We start from the raw sequence: 22,881 nt of genomic DNA, 5'->3' as shown, positions 1-22,881 counted from the left end.
TGCTTTTCAGCGCCTTTTACGGCTTGTTTGCGCTCACATGACGATGGGGAGACACAAGATGGCAGCCGCATACAAGATCGCTGTTTTCGAGGGCGATGGGATCGGACCAGAGATCATGGCGCCAACGATGCGCTGTCTGACCCACTTGGCTGGCGACAAGTATACGCTCGACTACGAGGTCCTCCCCGCCGGTGCCGGGCATTATGAGCAAACAGGTAACGCGCTGCCAGATACGTCGATTGACGCGGCGCGTGCCTCTGACGCGATCTTGTTGTCTGCGATGGGCTTGCCACGTGTCCGGTATCCTGACGGCACGGAAATCACACCACAGATCGACATCCGGCTAAAGCTGGATCTTTTCGCAGGAGTTCGCCCTGTGCGGGTCACCGAAGGCCAGCCGACGCCCTTAAAACTGGATGGGCATGAGATTGATTTCGTCTTGATCCGCGAAAGTACCGAAGGGCTGTTTCACACCCAGGGGTGTGGAGAGGTGACGCAGGATTACGCACGTGAGACCCTGCAGATCACCCGCAAGACCAGCGAGGATCTTTTCCGCTTCACTTTCGCGCTGGCGGAGCAACGTAAAGCGGCAGGGCGCGGCACGGGCCGGGTCACTTGTGTCGATAAAGCCAATGTTTTCCGTGCCTTCGCCTTTTTCCGCGAAGTCTTTGACGAGGTGGCTGCCGGGCACACGGACATGACCAGCGATCACGCCTATGTGGACGCGATGGCGCTTTGGATGGTCGAAAAACCCTGGGCCTTCGACGTCATGGTGACAGAAAACATGTTCGGGGACATCCTCTCTGATCTCGGCGCGGGTTTGATGGGGGGTCTTGGCCTCGCCCCATCTGCGGATATCGGGCATGACAATGCGGTTTTTCAGCCCTGCCACGGATCAGCGCCCGATATTGCAGGGAAAGGTGTGGCCAACCCGTTCGCGATGATGCTGTCCGGCGCGATGATGCTGGATTGGCTGGGCCTGCGAACCAGCAATGCCGACATGGTCTCGGATGGCGCGCGGTTGGATGGGGCGGTGCGCAAGGTGATCGCCAAAGGCGACGTCATGACCCGCGATCTGGGCGGCTCCGCAGGAACTGACGCTGCCGCAGAAGCGGTGCTCAGCGCCTTATGACCTTGCGCGTTGCTGTTCTGGGCGCAGGCTATTTCAGCCGCTTTCATACGGAAAGCTGGCAGCGTATGGACGGCGTGCAATTGGTGGCCCAGGCCGATCTAGACCCGGCGAATTGCCTGTCCAGCGTCGAGAGCTTCGATGCTTTGGAGCCGATGCTAGACGCGACCCGCCCCGACATCCTCGACATTGCGATCCCGCCTTCGGGCCATCTGGAAGCAATCCGTTTAGCCTGCGAAACGGGCGTCCGGGCCATCATCTGCCAAAAGCCCTTTTGCGCTGGTCTGGAGGAGGCGAAAACCGCCTCCAAGATCGCGGAAGACGCAGCGATCCCACTGATCGTGCATGAGAATTTTCGATTTCAGCCGTGGTATCGACGCATTGCGGAAATCCTGCAATGCGGAGAGTTAGGGGATGTGCAACAAGTCACCTTCCGCCTGCGCACAGGCGATGGGCAAGGACCAGAGGCCTATCTGGATCGGCAGCCCTACTTCCAGACGATGCCACGTTTGCTGATCCACGAGACGGCGGTGCACTGGGTCGATACGTTCCGTTTTCTGTTGGGGCCAATTCGCGATGTTTATGCCGATCTGCGCAGCCTGAACCCTGTCGTTACAGGCGAGGATGCGGGGCATGTGATCTTTGGATTTGACGGCGGTGTGCGCGCGCTTTTCGATGGAAACCGGCATTTGGATCACGCGGCCAAAAACCACCGGATGACACTTGGCGAAGCCTTGGTCGAAGGCACGCGCGGGACGTTGAAGCTTATGGGCGATGGCACGCTTTGGCAGCGTGACTTCGGCGCTTTAAAGCCGCGCTGCGTTTTGCAAGCGCAAGATTGGCCAGGATTTGCGGGCGATTGCGTCCATGCGCTGCAAACCCATGTTGTCGATGCGTTACGATCTGGGGCCGCTTTTGAAAACCTCGCAGCAGATTATCTGCGTGTCATCGAGGTCGAAGAGGCGATCTATCGCTCTGCCGATACACATATGCGGATCACGCTTTAACCCTTTGGTTTATCGTCAAATTCATCCGACAGGATGCGGCGACTGTCGCCTGCGGGATCATCGAACTGATCACTTTTGAGCGCCCAGAAGAAAGCCGCAAGTCCGAGTCCGCCGAGGATCAGCGAGGCCGGGATAAGATACACCAGAACATCCATCAGCGCGCCCTCAACGCATTGAGAGACACCAAAATCGACGAGGTCGACATCGCCAACGCGGCAGCCAATGGGCTGGCAAAGCCCATCACGGCAATCGGGATCGAAATCATGTTATAGGTCGCGGCCATCCCGAAATTCTCAAGAATTCGGCGTTTGGCAGATCGTCCGATGCGGATCGCGTCAAGTGTATGGCTCAGATCAGAGCTGACGAGCACCATATCAGCAGCCACGCGGGCCGCGTCCAACGCCGATGCGGGGGCCAAGGACACATGCGCGCCCGCAAGGGCGGCGGTGTCGTTCAAGCCGTCGCCGACCATCAAGACACGACGGCCTTCGTCGCGCAACGCATTGACCCGGTTTGCTTTTTCCATCGGGAGCATGTCAGCTTGCCATGTTGCGATGCCCAGCTCTCTTGCGATCGCCTCAACCGCTGGGCTGGTGTCGCCAGAAAGCAGTTGTACCTGAAAGCCATCCGCACGCAGCGCGTCGAGCAGCTTGGCAGCCCCGGTGCGCAAGCGATCCGAGAAGGTGAAGGGCGTGATCGTTCCATCCACGTCGAGATAGCTCGCCGTGGCGGGCAACGCATCGGCGCCAACCCACGTCGCGCGGCCCAGGCGGACGGGTTTACCGCCCCATTTGGCCGCGATCCCGTAGCCCGGTTTTTCAACAATATCAGTCAGATCAGCGGGGACGATACCATGCGCGCGGCCCGATTGGGCAATCGCCGCTGCCAACGGATGAGCGGAGCCTTCGGCCAGCGCCATCGCTACGGAAAAAGCTGTCGCGGGGATCGCCTCTGGCGCGTCCAGCAAAGGGCGGCCTTCGGTCAGCGTGCCAGTCTTATCGAAGACGACCGTGTCGACCTCGGCCAGACGCTCTAACGCCGTTTCGTGCTTGATCAACAACCCTTTGCGGAAAAGCCGCCCCGACGCCACGGTCGAGACCGCAGGCACCGCAAGACCCAGTGCGCACGGGCATGTGATGATAAGCGTCGCGGTCGCAATACCCAGCGCCAATCGCACGTCACCGCCCGAGATATACATCCACGCGATGAATGCGCCCAGTGACAGAAGATGCACGACCGGCGCATAGATTTTCGCAGCACGGTCCGCAAGTGAGTTGTAGCGGGACTTCGACGCCTCCGCGATGGAAACGAGCGAGGCCAACGAGTGAAGCACAGTATCTTCTCCCACCGCATCGGCGCGGATCTCCAGCGGGCCGGTCAGGTTGACCTCCCCGGCTGTCACGGTGCCGCCCGCGGTGATGGCAACCGGATCGGTTTCGCCGGTGAGCAACGCGCGGTCCAACTCGGAGGCCCCTTTCAGAACGGTGCCATCCACGGGGATATTGGCCCCTGCCCGCACCAGAAGTGTGTCGCCCACAACCACTTCGCCAATCGGCACACGGCTGTGACCGTCCGCGTCGAGACGCAAGGCGTAAGGCACCTCCATAGCGGCCAGTTCCGCAGCGGCGGAGCGCGCGGTTGAGCGGGTCTTTTGATCCAGATACCGCCCGGCGAGGAGGAAGAAGGTCAGCGAAAGTGCGGCATCAAAATACGCATGGTGGCCCGAAACAGACGTCTCAAAAATCGACATGCCAGCGGCCAGAAGGATCGCCAGCGAGATCGGCACATCCATGTTCAACCGCGCCGCTTTCAGCGCCATGAAGGCGGATTTGAAGAACGGTTGCGACGAAAACGCAATCGTCGGGATCGCGATGGCCGCCGAAATCCAGTGGAATAGATCGCGCGTCGCGTCAGAAGCTCCAGACCAGACAGCCACAGACAGCAGCATGACATTCATCATTGCAAAGCCTGCAACGCCAAGGCGCATCAGCAGATCGCGCGCGGCACGGTCAGCGTCAGAGGCCTGCAAGGTTGCACCATCCAGCGCATAAGCCTCAAACCCGTAGCCGATCAGATGGTCCAACAACGGCTCCACCTCGGCATCACGGTCAATTGTCACCTCCGCGCGTTTGCGGGTCAGGTTCACACGCGCGGCATGGACAGTTTCAAGCTGCATCAACCCATTCTCGACACCTGAGATACAGGCGGCGCAATGAATGGACGGCAGCGACAGATGCACCTTGCGCACCGGGCCTTCGGCCATTGCTTTGGCCAATGCGCCATTGCCTGTGGGCAGTGCGACGCAACCGGGGCATGCAGCCGCTGAGGGGGTTTCGGCGACGCTCATATCAGCGAATATGCACGATAACGCGCTGGCGGAATTCGGTGCCGTCAGCCGCTTTCGCCACCATGCGCAGGTTCCAGTTGCCGGGAGCATTATGCACATCGGCTTTGTAAAGACCGCCCTCGTAGCGGAAGTCCGGTGACTGATCGTCCCGGACCGATGTGGCGCGCCCGAAGGTGGCGCTGAGATCGGCCAGCTCAACCGGCTGCCCGGCTTTATCGGTAACACTCAGCGACAGCACATCGTCATGAACCGAGGCGTCGATAGTCCAGCCCAGTGCCTCTTGCGCGGCGCGGTCGGCATCGAATTTCTGGCTGGCGACATAGCTGTTTTTCGTCTCAAGCCCCGGGAAGGTCGAGACAGCGCTATAGGCCATGAAGAAATTCACCGCGATGATCAGTGCGAAAGCGGAGGCCGTGAAGAGAAAGACTTTGCGACCTGTGAAGGGCGCCATTTCGCGTGCAGGCATCTTAACGTTCCTTTCCATTGAATACTGTGTCGGTATAGGCGCGATCCGTGCTGTCGAGGTCTTCGACCCAGAAGCGCAGATCGGTCCGATCGGTTTGCGCAGCCTCGGTGCCGGGTTTAGCCGTGACGTAGACGCGCTGCGCGAAGGTTTCTTGCGGCCCGACCATCACGGTCAGTTCGTCCTGACCTTCCAGTTGAATACGCAGAGGCGCGTCCGAGGTGAGCGACAAGCGGAAGGGCCGTGGATCGCCGTGCTTGTTGCGCAGACGGATGTCGTAGGTGTTGCGGATCGAGCCATCGGACATGGTCACGAAGGTCGGATTACGCTCGGGTGAAACCCGCATCTCGATCTCGGGGCGGACAAATAGTGCCACAACCATGGCAATTCCAACGGCCGACCAGAGCGTTGTGTAGAGCATGGTGCGCGGGCGCAGGATATGCTTCCAGACGGGCTTGGGCGGTTGGCCTTCCCGCTCAAGCACTTCGTCTTTGAGCGCAAAGTAATCCACCAAACCACGCGGCTTGCCGATCTTGGCCATAATGTCATCGCAAGCGTCAATGCACAGACCGCAAGTGATGCATTCCATCTGCTGACCATCGCGGATGTCGATACCGACGGGGCAAACATTCACGCAAGCCATGCAGTCGATGCAGTCGCCGGTCGTTCCATCATGCTTCTTGCCGCGCGGCTCTCCGCGCCATTCGCGGTAGCCAATGGTGATGGTGTCTTCGTCCATCATGGCAGCCTGAATGCGGGGCCAAGGACACATATAAATACAGACCTGCTCGCGCGCGATGCCGCCAAATAGGATCGTCGTGCCTGTCAGTATGGCCATCGTGGTGTAGGCGACCGGATGGGCTTGCAGCGTTACAAGATCGCGCAGCAAAGTAGGCGCATCCGCAAAATAAAAGATCCAAGCCCCGCCCGTCGCAAGACCAATCACGATCCAGCTTGCGTATTTCATCGCGCGCAGACGAACCTTTTTGAGATCCCATTTCGCCTTCCAAAGACGTACCCGCGCGTTGCGGTCGCCCTCGATCCAGCGCTCTACGGCGATGAACAAATCCGTCCAGACAGTTTGCGGACACGCATAGCCGCACCAGACACGGCCCAGCGCTGAGGTGAACAGAAACAGCCCGAGACCGGCCATGATCAGCAAACCCGCGACGAAATAGAACTCGTGCGGCCAAATCTCGATCATGAAAAAGTAAAAGCGGCGATTGGCCAGATCAATCAGGACAGCCTGATCAGGCAGCGCAGGACCCCGGTCCCAGCGCAGCCAAGGGGTGATGTAGTAGATGCCCAGCGTAACTGCCATAATGATCCACTTCATCTGACGGAATGGGCCTTTGACTTTACGCGGAAAAACCGGCTCTCGAGCAGCGTAGAGAGATGGCGCTTCTTCGGAACTCATAAGAGATCCTTTCTTGTTGGCTACAATTGGCTACGTGTTTTCGGCGATTGGCTATCGTCGTCTCGCCTCGGTTGTCGCGGAATCGGCGCATTTGGTCTTTGACATGGGTCAAATCCATGGACTCGGATGCTTACTTTAATATGAGGGACTTGGCGGCATAAAATACGTGACAGACCGCAGTCGTTACGACACAATTCCATTGCAGTCAGCGCAGTAGAACGGCGATGCTGGCAGGATCGCGACGGCAGAACAAATTGACGCCACAGATCTATATTTGAGCCTGCCTATTTAGTGCCTTTTCTTATCAAAATTGGCCTGCCCTGCAGCGCAAAAGTCAATATTTGAGTCCCTGATTAGAAGGTAGATACTATGAAACTTATAAGATCACTTTCCGTCGCCATTTTGTGCAGCGTGACGGCCGCGACTCCGGTGCTCGCAGACAGCTCAAACAAGATCAAGTTCCGCGACAGGATTACCCTTGAGGTGGGACAAGCCATCGTCGTGCATGGCCGTCGGGGCGATTGCGGCGCGCTGCCGACGAAAGCTGTTCTTGCACAGAGCAAGCAAAACCTCGACGCGAACTTGAAGACCGGTCATATCGTGTTCGGCAAACCAGGCGTTCGGCGCAGTGGTGGTTGCGGTGGGTGGACACCTGCCTACGAGACGATTTTCGTCGCCGATCGACCGGGCCGTGAAACTGTGAAGATTCATGGCGATCAGGTGCGTATCACGGTGAAATAGTGCCAAACGGCAGGAACTGCGATTTCGATTGATAATGCGGTTTGTTACCAATCACGCAGCTTTTGCGTTGCCTTTTCCACCGCCGTGGGGCGCAGCCATTTCCACGGTGTTGCGCCCTTTTCTTTTCGCACGGTAAAGCGCCGCATCAGCTTGCTCGATCAGCGGATCAAGCTGGTCGAACGTGCCGGGCTCAGAGATGACAACGCCGAAAGATGCGGTCAGCGACGGCAAATCCTTGTTTGCTTTGGACGCCTCTTCAATTCGACGGCGCAGGGTATCGGCACGCGCTTGAACATCAATGCCTGCTGCCATCGGGATCAGGATCAAGAACTCCTCCCCGCCCCAGCGGGCGACCATGTCATTCAGACGCAGCCCTTCGCGCAAAGAGCCATAGGTGAACCGCAAGGCCTCGTCTCCGACGGCGTGTCCGAACGTGTCGTTGACCGCTTTGAAGTGATCGAGATCCAGCAAGATCACAGCCATCGGCCCGCGCCAGCCTTGCTCGTTGAAGAACGAATGGGCCGCTTGCCGGGAGGACGCCCCTGTCAGCAGGTCCGTCTCGACATCGCGCAGCAGCTTGCATTCCAGAAAGCGTGACTTCTCAAGCATATCTGAATACCGCAGACCAAAATAGAGAATGCCCAAAAGCACGGTTGTCATCTGCGCTGTATAGATGAAGGAGAACCCGTAGGAATCTCCGATACCCACAACGCGCAAGGAAACCGGAACGACAATCGCAAGCGAAAGCCACAACGCAATGTGACGTCGCAACAGCCGCCCCGGCATCGAATCAAGCACAAGGAGCCGGATGCTGCGGTGGCGGACAAACCCCACAACATTCGCGCCAGCCAAGCCAAGAATGCCAAGTGCCGTCAGCAAAGACATTTCACCAAAGAAGTTGTGGTTTCCGATCAAGACGCCGTTCAGGCCGACCGCAGGCAAGAACAGTGCCGCGCTGATCAGATAAAAGCCCGTGTTTGCCGTTTTCAGGCGCAACATTTGCCCGACGGCAAGAAGGACAAGACTTGTCGCTGTATTGCTGCCCATCGCGCCCAGCGGCACATCGGGCCATCTATACCCCAGCCACATGGCGACAATCGGTTGGACCAATACGCCCAGAACAACACCGCCCCAAAGAGCGAATTCAATCTGCGTGGTTTTTGCAAAAGGGCGGTGTGCTAGCGTTGCGGCAAGACCAAACAGAATACAGACAACGGTGACGGGGTGGGTGCGCGGGGGGCGTTCAACCGAATAAAACAAATCAAACAGACCATAGGCCAGATCAATGGGCACGATCACAAGCACGATCAGAACCACGGCTAAAAGCACCCGTCTAAGCCGCAGGGCGTGACGCAAAAAGCCTGTGCGTGCCCGTTTTCGGCTTGCCGCAAAAGTAAAAGAGGGGTCGATCGGTGAGGTGGCTATAACCATGAAAGCGAGATTCTTATACAGGGACGAGGCTGTCCTGTTTTAGTCGCCAGATCGTGAATCCAATCTTAATGCGGCCAGAATATCCGCGCCGATCTCTTTACCTGGTCCCGCTTTCTGGGGCACAAAAAACAAAAGACTGGCGCGCAGATAGCCAATGCGCGCCAGTCCCGTTTGCACATACCCTCGCTCGGAGGACTGCATGTGCAAAGTAAACCGAAGCCTCCTCGCCGGGAGGCTTCGGCTGTTCTTTTACTGACCACCACCCAACTGGTGGACGTAGGCGGCCAATGCGTTCACTTCGGCTTCCGACAAACCGGTTCCGGGACGATACTCTTCAGACCAGGCCGGCATCACGCCAAAGCGCGAATAGGTGATCGTCTCGGTCAGGGTTGCGGCGTCACCACCGTAAAGCCAGATCGCATCGGTCAGGTTCGGTGCGCCCAGGCTGGGCTCCCCCATGCCGCTGTCGAGGTGACAGGCGGAACACTGGTCGAGGAAAATCTCCTCGCCCGCCGCAGCCAAAGCTGCGTCATGTTCCTGGCCCGAAATCGACTGGACATAGCTGACCACGGTTTCGATTTCCTCGGGTTCTAGGATTTCACCAAAGGCCGGCATTTCCGACCAGTGGCTGTCGGGCGATTGCTCATTCCGAATTCCGTGAGTGATGGTGTAAGCAATCGTGTCGACATCGCCGCCCCAAAGCCAGTCATCGTCCAGCAGGTTGGGATACCCCACCCCACCTGCAGCACCAGAGCCATGACATTGCGAGCAATTCGCCGCAAAAAGGGCGCGGCCACCTTGCACTGCATAATTATGCAGTTCGGTGTTTTCGGGCAAAACAGTCAGATCAGCAGAAGCCAACTGCATGTTGAGACCTTCATTGGCGGTCTCGACGGCGGCGATTTCATCTGCAACTTCACCACGGGTCGAGTAGTTCAGAAAGCCGGGTGTGGCTTTCTCGATCAGTGGCCATGCGGGATAGGCGATGGTGTAGCCGATCCCCCAGACGATGCAGGCATAGAAGGTCCAGAGCCACCATTTGGGCAGCGGGTTGTTGAACTCTTCAATTCCGTCCCAGCTGTGGCCGGTGGTATCCGGATCATTGGGCTGGTTATTGTCGTTTTTGCTCATTTGTCGTCCTCCGACAAAGCTGCACCACCGGCTCCGCCTTCGTCGACGAGCGGGCCGTCGTCGTTGCGAAACACGATGTCTGCAGTGTCACGGTAAACCCGGGTGCTGCCGGGGCGAAACGCCCAGACAATTGTGCCTAGAAAGAAGATCACAAGGCCAAGCAGCGCCCAGCTGTCTGCGAACTCGCGGAGAAGGGAATAGGTGTCCATATCCGTGCTCCTTTACCGGCTGGCATCAGGCGTGAAGGTCGAGAAATCGACCAGCGTGCCCAACATCTGAAGATACGCGATCAGCGCATCCATTTCCGAAATCCCCGGCGCGCCATCGAAGTTGCGAATCTGCGCTTTGGGGTAGCGTTCGGCCATGTCGTCCCAATCGCTGTCAGGATCAGCCTGTGCGCGGAAATCGGCACCGGCATTGGCCAACTGCTCTTCGGTGTAGGGAACACCGACGAACGCGTGTGTCGCCATCAGGTCGCCCACATATTCACCGTCGATCAGCGTGTCGGCCAGATAGCCGTATTTCGGCATGATCGATTCCGGCACCACGGATTGCGGATCGACAAGGTGATCCACATGCCACTCATCCGAGTAACGACCGCCCACCCGGGCCAAGTCTGGCCCGGTCCGTTTGGAGCCCCATTGGAACGGATGGTCATACATCGATTCCGCCGCCAGGCTGTAATGGCCATAACGCTCGACCTCGTCCCGCATGGGGCGGATCATCTGGCTGTGGCACACGTAGCACCCTTCGCGGATGTAGATTTCACGGCCGGTCAACTCCAGCGGGGAGTAAGGCCGCACCCCTTCCACTTCCTCGATGGTGTTTTCGAGGTAGAAGAGCGGTGCGATCTCGACGATGCCGCCGATGGTGACCACGAACAGAGAGCCTGCCAGCAGAAGCGTGGCGTTCGTCTCTAGGACTTTATGCTTATCTAGGATTCCCATTCTGGCTCCTCCTTATTCAGCCGGAGCCATGACGGGGGTGGCCTGCTCTTTCGCAGGACCCCGCGTCGCGGTCATCCAGAGGTTATAGCACATGATGACCCCGCCCGTGACGTAGAGCAGTCCGCCCAACATCCGCACGACATACATCGGGAACTTCGCAGCAACCGTGTCGGCAAAGGAATTCACCAGGAAGCCTTGTGCGTCCACTTCCCGCCACATCAGGCCTTCCATGATGCCCGTGACCCACATCGAGGCGGCATAGAGAACGATGCCGATCGTGGCGAGCCAGAAGTGCCAGCTGACCAGGCTCAGGCTATACAGCCCAGACTTGTTCCACAGGCGTGGCGTCAGGAAGTAGAGCGCTCCGAAGGTGATCATGCCGTTCCAGCCAAGTGCGCCGGAATGGACGTGACCGATGGTCCAGTCAGTATAGTGCGACAGCGAGTTCACAGCGCGGATCGACATCATCGGACCCTCGAATGTGGACATGCCGTAGAACCCGATGGAGACAACCATCATCCGGATAATCGGGTCGGTGCGGATCTTGTCCCATGCGCCAGACAGCGTCATCAGACCGTTGATCATACCGCCCCAGCTCGGCATCCACAGGATGATCGAGAAGACCATACCAAGCGTCGAGGCCCAGTCAGGCAGTGCGGTGTAGTGCAAGTGGTGCGGACCGGCCCAGATATACAGGAAGATCAGCGCCCAGAAGTGGATGATCGACAGTTTGTAGCTGAAGACGGGCCGTTCGGCCTGTTTCGGCACAAAGTAATACATCATCCCAAGGAAGCCTGCGGTCAGGAAGAAGCCCACCGCGTTATGGCCATACCACCACTGGGTCATCGCGTCTTGCACACCGGCGAACAATTGCACTGAACGCGAGCCGAAGATCGACACAGGGACACTCAGGTTGTTCACGATATGCAGCATCGCCACGGTGACGATGAAGCTCAGGAAGAACCAGTTGGCCACGTAGATATGCGGCTCTTTGCGCTTGAGAAGCGTGCCAAGGAAGACCAGCAGATAGGCGACCCAGACAACGGTCAGCCACAGGTCCACATACCACTCAGGCTCGGCGTATTCTTTCGACTGCGTGGCCCCCAGAAGGTAGCCGGTCGCCGCCAGAACGATAAAGAGCTGGTAACCCCAGAAGACAAACCACGCCAGATTGCCGCCCCAAAGGCGCGCGGCACTGGTGCGTTGCACGATGTAGAACGAGGTGCAGATCAGCGCGTTACCACCGAAGGCGAAGATCACCGCCGAGGTGTGCAGTGGACGCAGACGCCCGAAATTCGCATAGCCCTGAGCCCATTCAAAGTTCAGGCCCGGCCAAGCGAGCTGTGCTGCGATGAATGTCCCAGCAAGAAAACCGATCACGCCCCAGAAGGCGGTGGCAATCACGCCTGCCCGGATCACGTCATCCATATACCCGGTGGGTGCTGGACCAACAGGTTCGTCGATCTGACGCACGGCCCAAATAAACAGCCCTGCCGCAACCAACATCACGATGATCATATGCACCATATACGGCACATCTCTCGCATAGTTGGCGGCTATCGCGGCAAGGAGAGCGGTCAGCCCTAAACCACTGACCTTGATGTAATTCCACATCTTAATGTCCCCTAGTTAGCTCCGGGCACAAAGATCGGGCCCGGTATATGGGGCCTTTTAGGCACTCCGCCTATGGAATTTCCTTGATCCATGTCAAGGCCAGCGCAGGGAATAACTGATTGATGTCATGGCGGGGTCGGATGCGCCTTCCCACACTGGGGACAGCATTCGAACTAATGAGGTGAGCTATGCAATACCGATCAATCTCCACCGTGATGACCAGCTCCGAGGCCGACGCCTCTGCGTTGGCGGCTGCGGTGTCGATTGCACGGGCGCAAGACGCACATCTGGACGTCTATTGTGCCGGCATTGATCATACGCATCTGGACGCCTACAGCCTTGGCACCTCGCCGCAGGTTCTGGCCACGGATTGGGAACGCGCCCAGCAACAGGCCGGTGAGCTGCAGCGCGCAGCAGAGGCCGTGGTAAAGCCTTTGGGCCTGCGCTCGGTCGTGCATGCGGCTGTTGTGTCGCAGCCAGGCCTGGCGGCCTATGTCACCCATCGCACCCGGTTCAGCGATCTTGTCGTCGCCGGGCAGCCCTACGGCAAATACAGCGATCAGACCGCCCCCGCCGTGCTGGAAGCGGCCCTGTTCTCGGGCCACGCGTCTGTGCTGGTGGTGCCGGATGGACAGTCGCTTCCGGAATTTCGCCGCATCGTTGTAGCGTGGAACGACAGCGCTCAAGCGCTGAACGCGTTGCGCCGCGCGCTGCCCATGCTGAAGGCTGCCGATATCGTCTCGCTGTGCATCATTGATCCGCCGCAACACGGGCATGACCGCTCGGACCCTGGTGGGTCTGTCGCGCAGATGCTTGCACGCCATGGGGTCAAGACCGAGATATCAGTGCTGGCCCAGACCACGAACCAGTTGGGCGATACGCTGATGCGTCACGCCACCGACATCAATGCAGACCTGATTGTGATGGGCGCTTACGGCCACTCCCGCTTTCGCGAAGCTATCTTTGGCGGGGCGACGCGGCATATGCTCAAAGTCAGCCGCTTACCCTTGTTCATGGCGCATTAAGTGACAATCGCGCCCGCATATCCCGCTCGGATCACCGGATCAGGAGATCATCCCGCCGTCATAATCATCGCCGGTTTCCTGAATCAGGGCTTCAAGATCGGGGATCGTGATGCGGCGCTTGCCTTCCAGATGGATGATTCCGTCTTTCTTGAGCGCCGAGATCTGGCGACTGACGGTTTCCAGTGTGAGACCAAGATAGTCGGCCATCGCCTCGCGGGTGAGGGGCAAATCGACGACAATGTTAGAGCTGTGCGGCACCAGCCCAACAGCGGCCTCGCGTCGGGCGATGATGTTGATCAGGCTCGCGATTTTCTCGCGTGCGGTCTTGCGACCAAGGATCAGCATCCATTCGCGCGCGGCATCCAGATCATCCAGCGTCATTTCCAAAAGGCGATGGCTGATATGGGGCGTTTCATGCACCAGACGTTCAAACGGTTTGCGCCGGAAGCAGCACAGGGTCATCTCGGTGATCGCAATGACGTCGTAGGGCGTGCTTTCGCGGTTCGGTCGACCGATGAAATCGGACGGAAGCAGCATGCCGACCATCTGCGTGCGGCCATCCTCAAGCGTTTGGCTCAGCGTGCAGACACCGGTGATGACAGAGGCGACAAACCCCATCTCATCACCCGCCCAACAGATTGTCTGGCCGGGCTCGTAGTGGCGGTAATACTTGATCTCTTCAAGAACCTCCAACTCCTGCGAATCGCATTTGGCGCACACCGCGTTATGGCGGATCGGACAGTCCGAACATTCAAGAGTATCCATGGTCTGCATCGGTCGCAGGCCCCTTTTTATTGTGGCTATCAAGGCAAGTCCCATGCCTTACAACTTTGGAGCGTAAGCTAATGAGCGCGACACCTCAACTTCGTCAGCTAGGGCTATTTGACGCTCGTGTGCCAAGATACACCAGCTACCCGCCGGCAAATCATTTCAACAAGGATATCGGCCCGCAGGATGCTGCAGAGTGGATGGGGGCGATTCCGGAAGACGCTCTTGTCTCGCTCTATCTGCATATCCCCTATTGCCGCCGTTTGTGTTGGTTTTGCGCCTGCCGGACCCAAGGCACGGCCTCGGCGCGACCGCTGCGGCATTATCTGAACGTGCTTAAGGCCGAACTGAAAATGGTCTCGGACACGATCCCGCAATCAGTGAAGCTGAGCCATATTCATCTTGGCGGCGGTACGCCCACCCTGCTTGAGCCCGAGATGATCGACGAGCTGAGCGATTGCTTACGCGACTTCCGTCCACTGACCACGGACGCGCAGGTCTCGGTCGAGATTGATCCGACCGAAGTTGATCGCGCCCGGATTGATGCGCTGGTCCGCCTTGGCATGACCCGCGCCTCTATCGGGGTGCAGGATTTCAATCCGTTCATTCAGGAAACCATCGGGCGCATTCAAAGCTATGCCGATACGCGCGACGTTGTCGAAATGCTGCGCGATGCGGGCGTTACCAGCCTGAACATGGATATCCTGTACGGCCTGCCCCACCAGACGACCGAACGCATCGCGGATTCGGTGCAGCGCGTGCTGTCGCTCGCCCCTGATCGCGTTGCGCTTTTTGGCTACGCGCATGTGCCGTGGATGGCCAAACGCCAAGCGCTCATCCCGTCCGAGGCCCTGCCCTCCAACGAGGCGCGGCTAGAGCTCTTCGAGACCGCGCGCCAGCTTTTTGAGTGGGACGGCTACCGCCAGATCGGCATCGACCATTTCGCTCATCCTGATGACAGCCTGAGCCTTGCCCAAGACGCAGGCACCATGCGGCGCAACTTTCAGGGCTATACCGAGGACAGCGCGCCTTATCTGATCGGCGTCGGGGCCTCGGCCATCTCGCAATACCCGCAAGGCTACGCGCATAACGCGCCAGCCACGGCCGCCCATCAGGTCGCCATTGAAGCTGGCCATTTCTCGACCGCGCAGGGCCATCGGCTGACCCGGGAAGACACCATCCGCGGGGCGATGATTGAAGCGCTGATGTGTGATTTCAAGATTGACCTGGAACATCTCTCGAAAGCACTGGACGAGCCGCGCAAGGACTTGCATGCCCGGCTTGCGCCTTTGGCCAAGGATTTCGCCCAAGTCGTCAAACTGACGTCGACGCAGTTTTCGATCCGACCCGAAGGTCATCCCCTGGCGCGCGTGATCGCCAAGGGCCTGGACCCTTATGAAGCCGAAAAAACAGGGCATTCGCCCGCAATTTAAGCACGGCCTTTGGTAGCGGGTTTGACCCGTGGCGCGAAATGGCTAGGCTTGAGGCATGGATCCGCTCACACTGATCTTTTACGCGGTGGTTTGCGCCGTGCTGAGCCTCTTTGCCCCGAAACTGGGCGGCAGAGGCCCCCGGCTTGCTGTTGGCGCCGCTGTCGGCGTCCTTGCCGCAACAGCCCTGCCCTATCTGGCTGCGATGGTCTATGGCGGCTAGACGCGGCCTACGTAACGCCCAGAGCATGTCTGAGACTGCAACGTCGATTGCCTTTCCCATCACACGGCACAAGTCCAGCGCGACCTGCCCCGGACGTGATCCGGGGCCTCGCTCAGCAAGGCCCCGATGCTCTATCGCGTTATGATCTCTGGTCCCATGATCGAGTTGGGCAGATAGGTCGATAGCCACGGGATATAGGTGACCATGATCAGGAAAATGAAGAGCACCCCAAGAAAGGGAAGTGCTGCTTTGACGACGGCCATCATCGGCATTCCAGCCACGCCTGAGGTCACAAACAAGTTGAGACCCACCGGCGGCGTAATCATCCCGATCTCCATATTGACGACCATGATGATACCCAGATGGATCGGGTCGATCCCCAGCTCAATCGCGATGGGGAAGACCAGCGGGGCGACGATGACCAGAAGGCCCGAAGGCTCCATGAACTGACCACCGATCAACAAGATGATGTTCACGACGATCAGGAACGTCACCGGCCCGAAGCCCGCGCCCAGCATCGCAGAGGCGATATGCTGCGGCACCTGTTCATCCGTCAGCACATGCTTCAGGATCAGCGCGTTGGCGATGACGAAAAGCAGCGTTACCGTCAGCTTGCCCGCATCCAGCAAGGTCCGCTTGGTGTCCGGGTGCACGAACGCTGTCACGATAGCCCAAGGCTTTTTCAAAAGCGATGTATTCGCGTCCGGACCGTCTGTCGCCAGCGGCCCCATGTCGCGATAGACAAAGCACGCGATGAAAAAGGAATAGACGGCGGCGACCGCAGCGGCCTCTGTCGGGGTGAAGATACCGCCGTAGATACCGCCCAGAATGATGACGATCAGGAACAGCCCCCACCCGGCGTTCAGGCCCGAGCGCCAGATCTCGCCATAACCTTTCCATTCCCCTTTCGGCAGGTCCTTGACCTTCGCCATGATGTAGATCGTGACCATCAGCATAAAGCCTGCCAGAAGGCCGGGAATGACCCCTGCAAGGAACATGCGCCCGACGGAGACCTCGACCGCAGCCGCATAGACCACCATCACGATGGACGGCGGGATTAGAATGCCCAGCGTGCCTGCATTACAGATCACGCCCGCGGCGAATTCCTTGGTGTAGCCCACCTGCCGCATACCCGCGATGACGATTGTGCCGATGGCCACCACTGTGGCCGGGGACGAGCCCGACAGCGCGGCAAAGAGCATACAGGCGAAGACGCCCGCGATGGCGAGGCCGCCCGGCAGATGGCCCACGCAAGCGATGGAGAATCGGATGATCCGCCGCGCCACACCGCCTGTTGTCATGAAAGACGAGGCAAGAATGAAAAAGGGGATCGCCAGCAGGGTGAAGTGGCCCTCAAACGCCTCAAACAGGGTCTGTGCGATGGAGGCCAGCGAGCTGTCGGAATAGATCAACAGGAACAGGGTCGAGCTCAGGCCAAGCGAGACGGCGATTGGCACGCCCAGCAGCAGCAGGCCGATGATCATCCCAAAGAGGAGAGCGACGTCCATTACAGCTTCTCCCCGTGGCTCGCGCGTACTTCTTCCAACTCGTCCTCGACCTCATGGGAGGCAACAAGCCGGTCGACCTCTCCGCGCCAGATTTGCAGGGCGACCTGACAGAAGCGGAACAGTAGCAAGCTCATGGAGAGCGGCATCACCAGATAGGGCACCACTTTCGGCAGTTTCTCGTAGGCGTCGCCGTAGTTGATCCAACCCTCCAGAAAGCGCAGCGCGCCAATCATCGGGATGTCATCGACCTCATAGAAGGATTGCGAACGAAAGTTCTCGGCAAATCCCAGCGGGAACCAGCGGCCTTCGGTCGGGGGAAGATCGGCAAAGACCGCCCAATAATCGTAGGACCCCTTGAGCAGCAAAAACGAGAACATGATACAGACCCCCGCAGAGATCAGCGCCAGCGTCCGGCGCCCAGACGGGGGCAACAGGTTGACGATGGCATCCACACCCAGATGAGAGTGCTTCTTGACAGCATAGGATGCGCCCAAGAGCACAAGCCAGCCAAACATGAAGACTGTCGCTTCGAGCGCCCAGAGGATGTTTGAGTTCATGAACCGCGCCACGACATTTGCGAATGTCACGAGGGTCATCATGCCCAGAAGAAGCGCGATCAGCGTCTCCTCGATCTGGTCTATAAAGCCGGTTTTTCCGGAACTCTGTCCGCTATTCATTGTCCCCACACCCCCGTTTTCGGATGGTTATTTTTGAAGAATTTATGAGAAAGGGCGCGCCGATGGCACGCCCCTGCCCGTTGGTTCAACAGTGGCTTACATGCCCGCGTTGATAGCCTGTGCGGCGTCGATCATGTCCTGACCCACGTCACCGGCGAACTGTTCCCAAACCGGCTTCATAGCCGAGACCCATTCTTCGCGCTGCTCAGGTGTCAGCTCGCGAATGGTGCCACCAGCGTCGATGATGGCCTCACGGGCTTCTTGGTTGACGTTGAAGCTTTCGCCATTGCGGGCTTCAGTCACTTCACCAACGATCGTGAGAAACTGATCACGCACGGCGGGGTCAAGGCTGTCCATCCAGTCCACGGAGGTCACGACCAGATAGTCGATGATGCCGTGATTGGTCTCGGTGATGCCGTCCTGCACTTCAAAGAACTTGCGGCCATAGATGTTGGACCAAGTGTTTTCCTGACCGTCCACAACGCCCTGCTGCAGCGCGCCATACACTTCCGAGAATGCCATTTTCTGGGGCGATCCACCGATGGCCTCCATCTGCGCTACAAGCACATCAGACGACTGCACGCGGAACTTCAAACCCTCCGCATCCATCGGGCTAACCAGCGGTACATTGGCCGACATCTGCTTCATGCCATTGTGCCAGAAGGCTAGCCCCTGAAGGCCGCGGCGCTGCATGCTGTCTTTCAACGCCTGACCATTATCGGACGCTTGGAATGCATCCACTGCTTCGATGTTCTTGAACATAAAGGGCAGATCAAACAGGCGGAACTGCTTGGTGAACTTCTCGAACTTCGACAGGGACGGTGCGGCGAGTTGAACATCCCCCTGAAGCATCGCTTCAAGGACTTTATCGTCGTTATAAAGGGTCGAGTTGGGGAACACTTCCATGCAGGCGGTGCCGTTCATCTCATCATTGACGCGCTGCTGAAGCAGGGACGCGGCGATGCCTTTGGGGTGTTTGTCGGTGTTGGTCACGTGGCTGAATTTGATGACCATTTCGCCGTCGTCACAGGCTGCAAATGCAACACCGGGAACCAGAGCGACTGCGGCGACGCAAGCCGCTTTCATTAGGTTTTTCATGGTTTCCTCCCAAGAAACGCTGTTCATACCTGTTCGGCCAACTCCTCTTGACCGATACGGGATCTAGATTTGCCGCCGGAGCCTCGCATTGCAACAGGGCGCCCTGAGATAGCGCTATATTCTGTTTCTTTCCAAAAGGTTAGAACCGAATTTTGAATGTCGAGTGCAGCATTTTGTGCGGATATCCGCACGACCCATAGGCGCTTACCCGAAAAAGTGCGATGTTTCGCACAACATGAAATCGAATCGATTCTCTTTGGGCCTGCCGGGGGTACCGTTGATCCTGTTCCTGGTCCTTTCAGGGGCTCTGACGGCAGCGTCTTACCTTCTGTCATTCAACAACGATATCAGACAGTTAAGCCAAGCCGGAACGATTCGCCTCGCGCAGGCATCAGACCGTCTACTGGGCCAATTGGAAAACTACCGAGAGCTGCCCAACTACCTTGCGCGTCACCCCGACGTGATTCGCGCCCTGCGCGATCGCCCGGTCGAGGGCACTCACGAACTGCTTGCGGCGGCCGCGTTGACCTCGGGTGCGGACGACATCTATCTCCTCGATCCGGATGGCACCGTGATTGCTTCTTCGGATTACGAGGAACCTGTCAGCTTTCTGGACCGCAATTTCGCCACGCGCCCCGATGTGGTCGCGGCGATGTCTGGCGCATTGGGCGTCTTCCACGCCATCGAGGTTTCCGACGACACGCGCGATTTCTTCCTGGCGCGCGGCGTGCATACGGCCAGCGGGCGGCCCAAGGGCGTTGTGGTGGTGAAAGTAGATATCGCGCAGCTCGAATTTGAGTGGCGCATCGACGAGGACGTGGTGGCCTTCTTTGATGAAAACGACGTGGTCTTTTCATCGAACCGCCCCGGCCTGATCCTGCGCCGGGATGGGGGAATGCGCGACCCAAAGCCCGCGCCCTACCACTACCCCGCCGACCGTATCCTACCCTTCTTCGATCACGAGAAGACCCGCTTTGGCCCTCATGAAATCTGGACCCAATCGGTCACCGGCGTTCTGCCCAGTGCCTCGCTTGTGCTGACCCGCGCCCTGCCACAGATCGACATGACCGCCCGCGTCTTCATCTCGACCGCCACGACCCATGCCTCTGCCCGCCTGCAAGCGATGTTGACCGCCGCGCTGCTCGCCGTGATCGGGCTTGTGTTGTTCCTGCTTGCCCAACGCCGTCAGCGCTTGTCCGATCAGTTGGAGATCGAGGCCGCCGCGAATGCGCGGCTTGAGGCCCGCGTGGAAGAGCGCACCGGGCAATTGCGTCAGGCCCAGGACGAGCTGGTACAGGCGGGCAAGCTATCTGCCTTGGGCCAAATGTCTGCCGCTATCAGCCATGAGCTGAACCAACCCCTTGCCGCCATTCAGAATTTCGCGGCGAACTCGCAGAAATTCATCAATCGGGACCACCCAGAAAAAGCCATCGAAAATCTTGGCGCGATCTCGGCCCAGACCGACCGGATGAGCCGGATCATCCGCAATCTGCGCGCCTTTGCTCACAAAGAACCCGGCCCCATTGAGCCCGTTGATCTCAACGCTGTGGTCGAGGCGGCGCTCGGCCTTGTGCGTGACCGGCTCGACAAAAAGCGCGTCACGGTTCAGCGCGCAGGGCTTAATGGCCCCGTCTGGGTCATGGGCGGTCAAGTGCGACTGCAACAGGTGATCGTTAATCTGCTCGGCAATGCGATGGATGCGATGAGTGATCAGGATACCCGCGAGATTACGTTGGAAATCACGCGCGACGGCAAAGCCGTGAGCCTTGATATCCGCGATACGGGCGCGGGTCTCAGCGATCCGGACCGCGTTTTCGAACCGTTTTATTCCACAAAGGATATAGGTGCCTCCAAAGGTCTCGGGCTGGGTCTGTCGATTTCCTATGGGATCATCGGTAGCTTTGGCGGCGATCTGTCGGCCCGTAATTTGGAAAGCGGTGGCGCAGGCTTCCGCGTCACCCTGCACGCAAGTGAGGCGTCATGAGCAAAGCCGTATTGTTGATCGAAGATGACGCCGCTTTGCGCGCGTCCGTCGCCCAGACCCTTGAGCTGGAAGATATCACGGTCACCCAAGCCGCCAGCTATATCGAAGCTGTGGATCATATCAGCGCCCAGTTCGACGGCGTGATCCTTAGCGATATTCGCATGCCTGGAAAGGACGGCTTTGACGTTTTGGGCGCCGCGCAAGCATGCGACACCGATCTGCCGGTGATCCTGCTGACCGGTGAAGGCGATGTGCCGACCGCAGTGCGCGCGATGTCGGAGGGGGCGCATGACTTTCTCGAAAAGCCCTGTGCGCCGGATCATCTGGTTGAGGTTCTCAACCGCGCGCTGGAGCATCGCAAGCTGGTGCTTAAAAACCGCGCAACTGAGGCGCGCCTGCGCCGATCCGATGCAGCGGCGACACATTTTCCGGGTGATGCGCCCGTGATTGATACCTTGCGCGAGGCCTTGCGCAGGGCCGCTGCATTACCCGTGCATCTACATATCAATGGTGCTGCAGGCTCGGGCAAACGGTTGGCAGCCTATACCGTGCACGCGCTTTCGGCGGACCGCGACATGCAAATCGGGCTATCCCTGCGCGGCGCAGCAGATGACGCGCTGACCACTCTGGATATCCCCACCCTGCCCTGCACGCTTTCTCTAAAAAACCTGGAAGCCGCGACGCCGACACAGATGGTTCAGCTTCTCAGCCTGATGGAAGCACATCCGCAGTTGCGGGTCATCACGTCCAGCACGCTCGATCTGATGCAGTTGCGCGATGCGGGGCTTAGTGAAGAGCTGTATTTCACACTCAATCTGATGGAGATCACAGTACCGACCCTTGCACAGCGCAAAGGTGATCTGCGAGTGATTTTTGAAGGGCTGGTGCGGCAGGCCGTGCGGTCGATGAATGGTGATATGCCGGTCATTCCCGAAGGCCTTTTCACCGAAGTTCTGACCCGCGACTGGCCCGGAAATCTGGCCGAGTTGCGTAGCTTTGCGAACTCTTTTGCTTTGGGTCTGACAGAGCAGCCCTTCGCCGCTGAAACTTCGTTGAGCGAACAGATGGACGCGTTTGAACGCGTGATCCTGATCGACACGCTACGGCGCAAGGACGGCAAGGCGACCCAAGCGGCCGAAGCGTTGGGCCTGCCCCGCAAGACCTTTTACGACAAGCTTGCCCGGCATGGGCTGCGCCCCAAAGACTATCGTCGCGCATAAAAAAAGCCGGGCGCATTGGCCCGGCTTTTTCTGAAAAAATCATACCAACCTTAGACGGTGGCGGCGCTCGATTTGGGGCCTGCCACAAGCCAGGCGATGAAGCCCACGACCGGCAGGATCAGGATGACCAGCGTCCAAATCACTTTGGCTCCGGTCGATGCGCCAGACGAAAAGATCTGGATGATTGCGTAGATGTTTGCGATGAGGACCAGCAGGCCCAGAATACCATATTCCATTGTTTTGCTCCGTTGTGATCGATTGCCAACTTAACTCGCGCAACCGCTCCAGAGTTCCCGGATCGCCTTGAACAATCGTTTCGGAACTTTTTTCGCGGTCTCTCAGTTTGTGCCTCGAGCCGCCCAAATTTGGGCATCAAAACGTCTAAGGAGAAAGAATATGAACAAGGGTCTTGCAGCAACAGGTCTCGTCGTGGCGGCGTTGGTTGTCGCCGGTGGCATCTACATGGTGGATATCGACCAGACCGAGGAAACACGCCTCCCGGACGTTGATGTGAATGTCGAGGGGGGCAATCTGCCCGAATTCACCGCCGAAACTGGTTCGATCTCGTTGACCGAAGAGCAAGTGACTGTCGATGTGCCTGATGTAGACGTAGAAGTCAGCAGCAATGAAGAGACGATCAGCGTTCCCGGTCTTGAGGTGACACCTCCCGAAGGTGACACCGCGACGAACTAAGCGATCTGAGTAACGTATGAGCAAAGGC

General features: G+C 58.5%; 23 protein-coding genes. 9 read left to right on the top strand and 14 right to left on the bottom strand.

Annotated elements, in window-relative coordinates:
• The first annotated feature begins 58 nt into the window (after positions 1 to 58).
• Both KUW67_RS00195 and KUW67_RS00190 read left to right on the top strand, forming a co-directional pair.
• Positions 59 to 1,132 carry an isocitrate/isopropylmalate dehydrogenase family protein gene (locus KUW67_RS00195; protein WP_224823249.1) on the top strand — a complete coding sequence of 358 codons (1,074 nt, stop codon included), beginning with the start codon at positions 59 to 61 and terminating at the stop codon, positions 1,130 to 1,132.
• Complete coding sequence (locus KUW67_RS00190) at positions 1,129 to 2,136, top strand: Gfo/Idh/MocA family protein (protein WP_224823248.1); 1,008 nt, start codon at positions 1,129 to 1,131, stop codon at positions 2,134 to 2,136. Before KUW67_RS00195 ends, KUW67_RS00190 begins: the two co-directional genes overlap by 4 nt.
• On the opposite strand, the gene ccoS is transcribed toward KUW67_RS00190, so the two are convergent.
• Genes ccoS through ccoG form a run of 4 tightly spaced genes read right to left on the bottom strand, consistent with a single transcriptional unit; the run spans position 2,133 to position 6,363 of the window.
• On the bottom strand, positions 2,133 to 2,291 hold the full coding sequence (gene ccoS, locus KUW67_RS00185; RefSeq protein ID WP_224823247.1) for a cbb3-type cytochrome oxidase assembly protein CcoS: 159 nt from the start codon (positions 2,289 to 2,291) through the stop codon (positions 2,133 to 2,135). The genes KUW67_RS00190 and ccoS overlap by 4 nt on opposite strands.
• Positions 2,291 to 4,483: a heavy metal translocating P-type ATPase gene (locus KUW67_RS00180; protein ID WP_224823246.1), complete on the bottom strand. Its 2,193-nt coding sequence runs from the start codon at positions 4,481 to 4,483 to the stop codon at positions 2,291 to 2,293. The genes ccoS and KUW67_RS00180 overlap by 1 nt, the downstream gene beginning before the upstream one ends.
• A 1-nt stretch (position 4,484) precedes the next feature.
• On the bottom strand, positions 4,485 to 4,949 hold the full coding sequence (locus KUW67_RS00175; RefSeq protein WP_224823245.1) for a FixH family protein: 465 nt from the start codon (positions 4,947 to 4,949) through the stop codon (positions 4,485 to 4,487).
• Between the two features lies 1 nt (position 4,950).
• Positions 4,951 to 6,363, bottom strand: coding sequence for a cytochrome c oxidase accessory protein CcoG (gene ccoG, locus KUW67_RS00170; RefSeq protein ID WP_224823244.1), 1,413 nt, complete (start codon positions 6,361 to 6,363; stop codon positions 4,951 to 4,953).
• A 369-nt stretch (positions 6,364 to 6,732) separates the two neighbouring features.
• Here ccoG and KUW67_RS00165 point away from each other — a divergent pair, with 369 nt between their 5' ends.
• Positions 6,733 to 7,104: a hypothetical protein gene (locus KUW67_RS00165; RefSeq protein ID WP_224823243.1), complete on the top strand. Its 372-nt coding sequence runs from the start codon at positions 6,733 to 6,735 to the stop codon at positions 7,102 to 7,104.
• 51 nt (positions 7,105 to 7,155) lie between these two features.
• On the opposite strand, the gene KUW67_RS00160 is transcribed toward KUW67_RS00165, so the two are convergent.
• The 5 genes from KUW67_RS00160 to ccoN all read right to left on the bottom strand — a co-directional run bounded on the left by KUW67_RS00160 (position 7,156) and on the right by ccoN (position 12,227).
• Positions 7,156 to 8,421, bottom strand: a complete 1,266-nt coding sequence (locus KUW67_RS00160) for a GGDEF domain-containing protein (protein WP_224823242.1) — start codon at positions 8,419 to 8,421, stop codon at positions 7,156 to 7,158.
• A 363-nt stretch (positions 8,422 to 8,784) separates the two neighbouring features.
• Positions 8,785 to 9,666, bottom strand: coding sequence for a cytochrome-c oxidase, cbb3-type subunit III (gene ccoP, locus KUW67_RS00155; protein ID WP_224823241.1), 882 nt, complete (start codon positions 9,664 to 9,666; stop codon positions 8,785 to 8,787).
• A complete protein-coding gene (locus KUW67_RS00150) occupies positions 9,663 to 9,875 on the bottom strand; it encodes a cbb3-type cytochrome c oxidase subunit 3 (RefSeq protein WP_224823240.1) in 213 nt (70 codons plus the stop codon). The genes ccoP and KUW67_RS00150 overlap by 4 nt, the downstream gene beginning before the upstream one ends.
• Before the next feature lie 12 nt (positions 9,876 to 9,887).
• Entirely contained in the window at positions 9,888 to 10,613 is a 726-nt protein-coding gene (gene ccoO, locus KUW67_RS00145) for a cytochrome-c oxidase, cbb3-type subunit II (protein WP_224823239.1), read from the bottom strand.
• A gap of 12 nt (positions 10,614 to 10,625) precedes the next feature.
• Positions 10,626 to 12,227, bottom strand: a complete 1,602-nt coding sequence (ccoN, locus tag KUW67_RS00140; RefSeq protein WP_224823238.1) for a cytochrome-c oxidase, cbb3-type subunit I — start codon at positions 12,225 to 12,227, stop codon at positions 10,626 to 10,628.
• Between the two features lie 188 nt (positions 12,228 to 12,415).
• Here ccoN and KUW67_RS00135 point away from each other — a divergent pair, with 188 nt between their 5' ends.
• The gene (locus KUW67_RS00135; protein ID WP_224823237.1) at positions 12,416 to 13,252 is read left to right on the top strand and encodes a universal stress protein; all 837 of its coding nucleotides are present in this window, start codon (positions 12,416 to 12,418) and stop codon (positions 13,250 to 13,252) included.
• Between the two features lie 39 nt (positions 13,253 to 13,291).
• On the opposite strand, the gene fnrL is transcribed toward KUW67_RS00135, so the two are convergent.
• The gene (gene fnrL, locus KUW67_RS00130) at positions 13,292 to 14,017 is read right to left on the bottom strand and encodes a transcriptional regulator FnrL (protein ID WP_304522385.1); all 726 of its coding nucleotides are present in this window, start codon (positions 14,015 to 14,017) and stop codon (positions 13,292 to 13,294) included.
• A gap of 80 nt (positions 14,018 to 14,097) precedes the next feature.
• Here fnrL and hemN point away from each other — a divergent pair, with 80 nt between their 5' ends.
• Both hemN and KUW67_RS00120 read left to right on the top strand, forming a co-directional pair.
• Positions 14,098 to 15,453 carry an oxygen-independent coproporphyrinogen III oxidase gene (gene hemN / locus KUW67_RS00125; protein ID WP_224823235.1) on the top strand — a complete coding sequence of 452 codons (1,356 nt, stop codon included), beginning with the start codon at positions 14,098 to 14,100 and terminating at the stop codon, positions 15,451 to 15,453.
• A 55-nt stretch (positions 15,454 to 15,508) separates the two neighbouring features.
• Positions 15,509 to 15,673, top strand: coding sequence for a hypothetical protein (locus KUW67_RS00120; protein WP_224823234.1), 165 nt, complete (start codon positions 15,509 to 15,511; stop codon positions 15,671 to 15,673).
• Positions 15,674 to 15,804: 131 nt separating this feature from the next.
• On the opposite strand, the gene KUW67_RS00115 is transcribed toward KUW67_RS00120, so the two are convergent.
• The 3 genes from KUW67_RS00115 to KUW67_RS00105 form a co-directional block, all read right to left on the bottom strand.
• Positions 15,805 to 17,181, bottom strand: a complete 1,377-nt coding sequence (locus tag KUW67_RS00115) for a TRAP transporter large permease (protein WP_224823233.1) — start codon at positions 17,179 to 17,181, stop codon at positions 15,805 to 15,807.
• Positions 17,181 to 17,858, bottom strand: coding sequence for a TRAP transporter small permease (locus tag KUW67_RS00110; RefSeq protein WP_224823232.1), 678 nt, complete (start codon positions 17,856 to 17,858; stop codon positions 17,181 to 17,183). Before KUW67_RS00110 ends, KUW67_RS00115 begins: the two co-directional genes overlap by 1 nt.
• A 96-nt stretch (positions 17,859 to 17,954) precedes the next feature.
• The gene (locus KUW67_RS00105) at positions 17,955 to 18,956 is read right to left on the bottom strand and encodes a DctP family TRAP transporter solute-binding subunit (protein WP_370634847.1); all 1,002 of its coding nucleotides are present in this window, start codon (positions 18,954 to 18,956) and stop codon (positions 17,955 to 17,957) included.
• A 235-nt stretch (positions 18,957 to 19,191) separates the two neighbouring features.
• Here KUW67_RS00105 and KUW67_RS00100 point away from each other — a divergent pair, with 235 nt between their 5' ends.
• Both KUW67_RS00100 and KUW67_RS00095 read left to right on the top strand, forming a co-directional pair.
• Complete coding sequence (locus KUW67_RS00100) at positions 19,192 to 20,940, top strand: ATP-binding protein (protein WP_224823231.1); 1,749 nt, start codon at positions 19,192 to 19,194, stop codon at positions 20,938 to 20,940.
• Entirely contained in the window at positions 20,937 to 22,160 is a 1,224-nt protein-coding gene (locus KUW67_RS00095; protein WP_224823230.1) for a sigma-54 dependent transcriptional regulator, read from the top strand. The genes KUW67_RS00100 and KUW67_RS00095 overlap by 4 nt, the downstream gene beginning before the upstream one ends.
• Before the next feature lie 50 nt (positions 22,161 to 22,210).
• Here the strand turns inward: KUW67_RS00095 and KUW67_RS00090 are convergent, their stop codons facing one another.
• Entirely contained in the window at positions 22,211 to 22,396 is a 186-nt protein-coding gene (locus KUW67_RS00090) for a PLD nuclease N-terminal domain-containing protein (RefSeq protein WP_224823229.1), read from the bottom strand.
• 160 nt (positions 22,397 to 22,556) lie between these two features.
• Between KUW67_RS00090 and KUW67_RS00085 the strand changes: the two genes are divergently transcribed.
• Positions 22,557 to 22,853 (top strand): hypothetical protein, encoded by a 297-nt coding sequence (locus KUW67_RS00085; RefSeq protein WP_224823228.1) that lies wholly within the window; start codon positions 22,557 to 22,559, stop codon positions 22,851 to 22,853.
• Positions 22,854 to 22,881: the final 28 nt, after the last annotated feature.

Source organism: Cognatishimia sp. MH4019 (genome assembly GCF_020177595.1).
Classification (GTDB): Bacteria; Pseudomonadota; Alphaproteobacteria; order Rhodobacterales; family Rhodobacteraceae; genus JAHTBL01.
The sequence above is the reverse complement of the archived record's forward strand: the minus strand, read 5'-3'. Positions and strand labels throughout refer to the sequence as shown.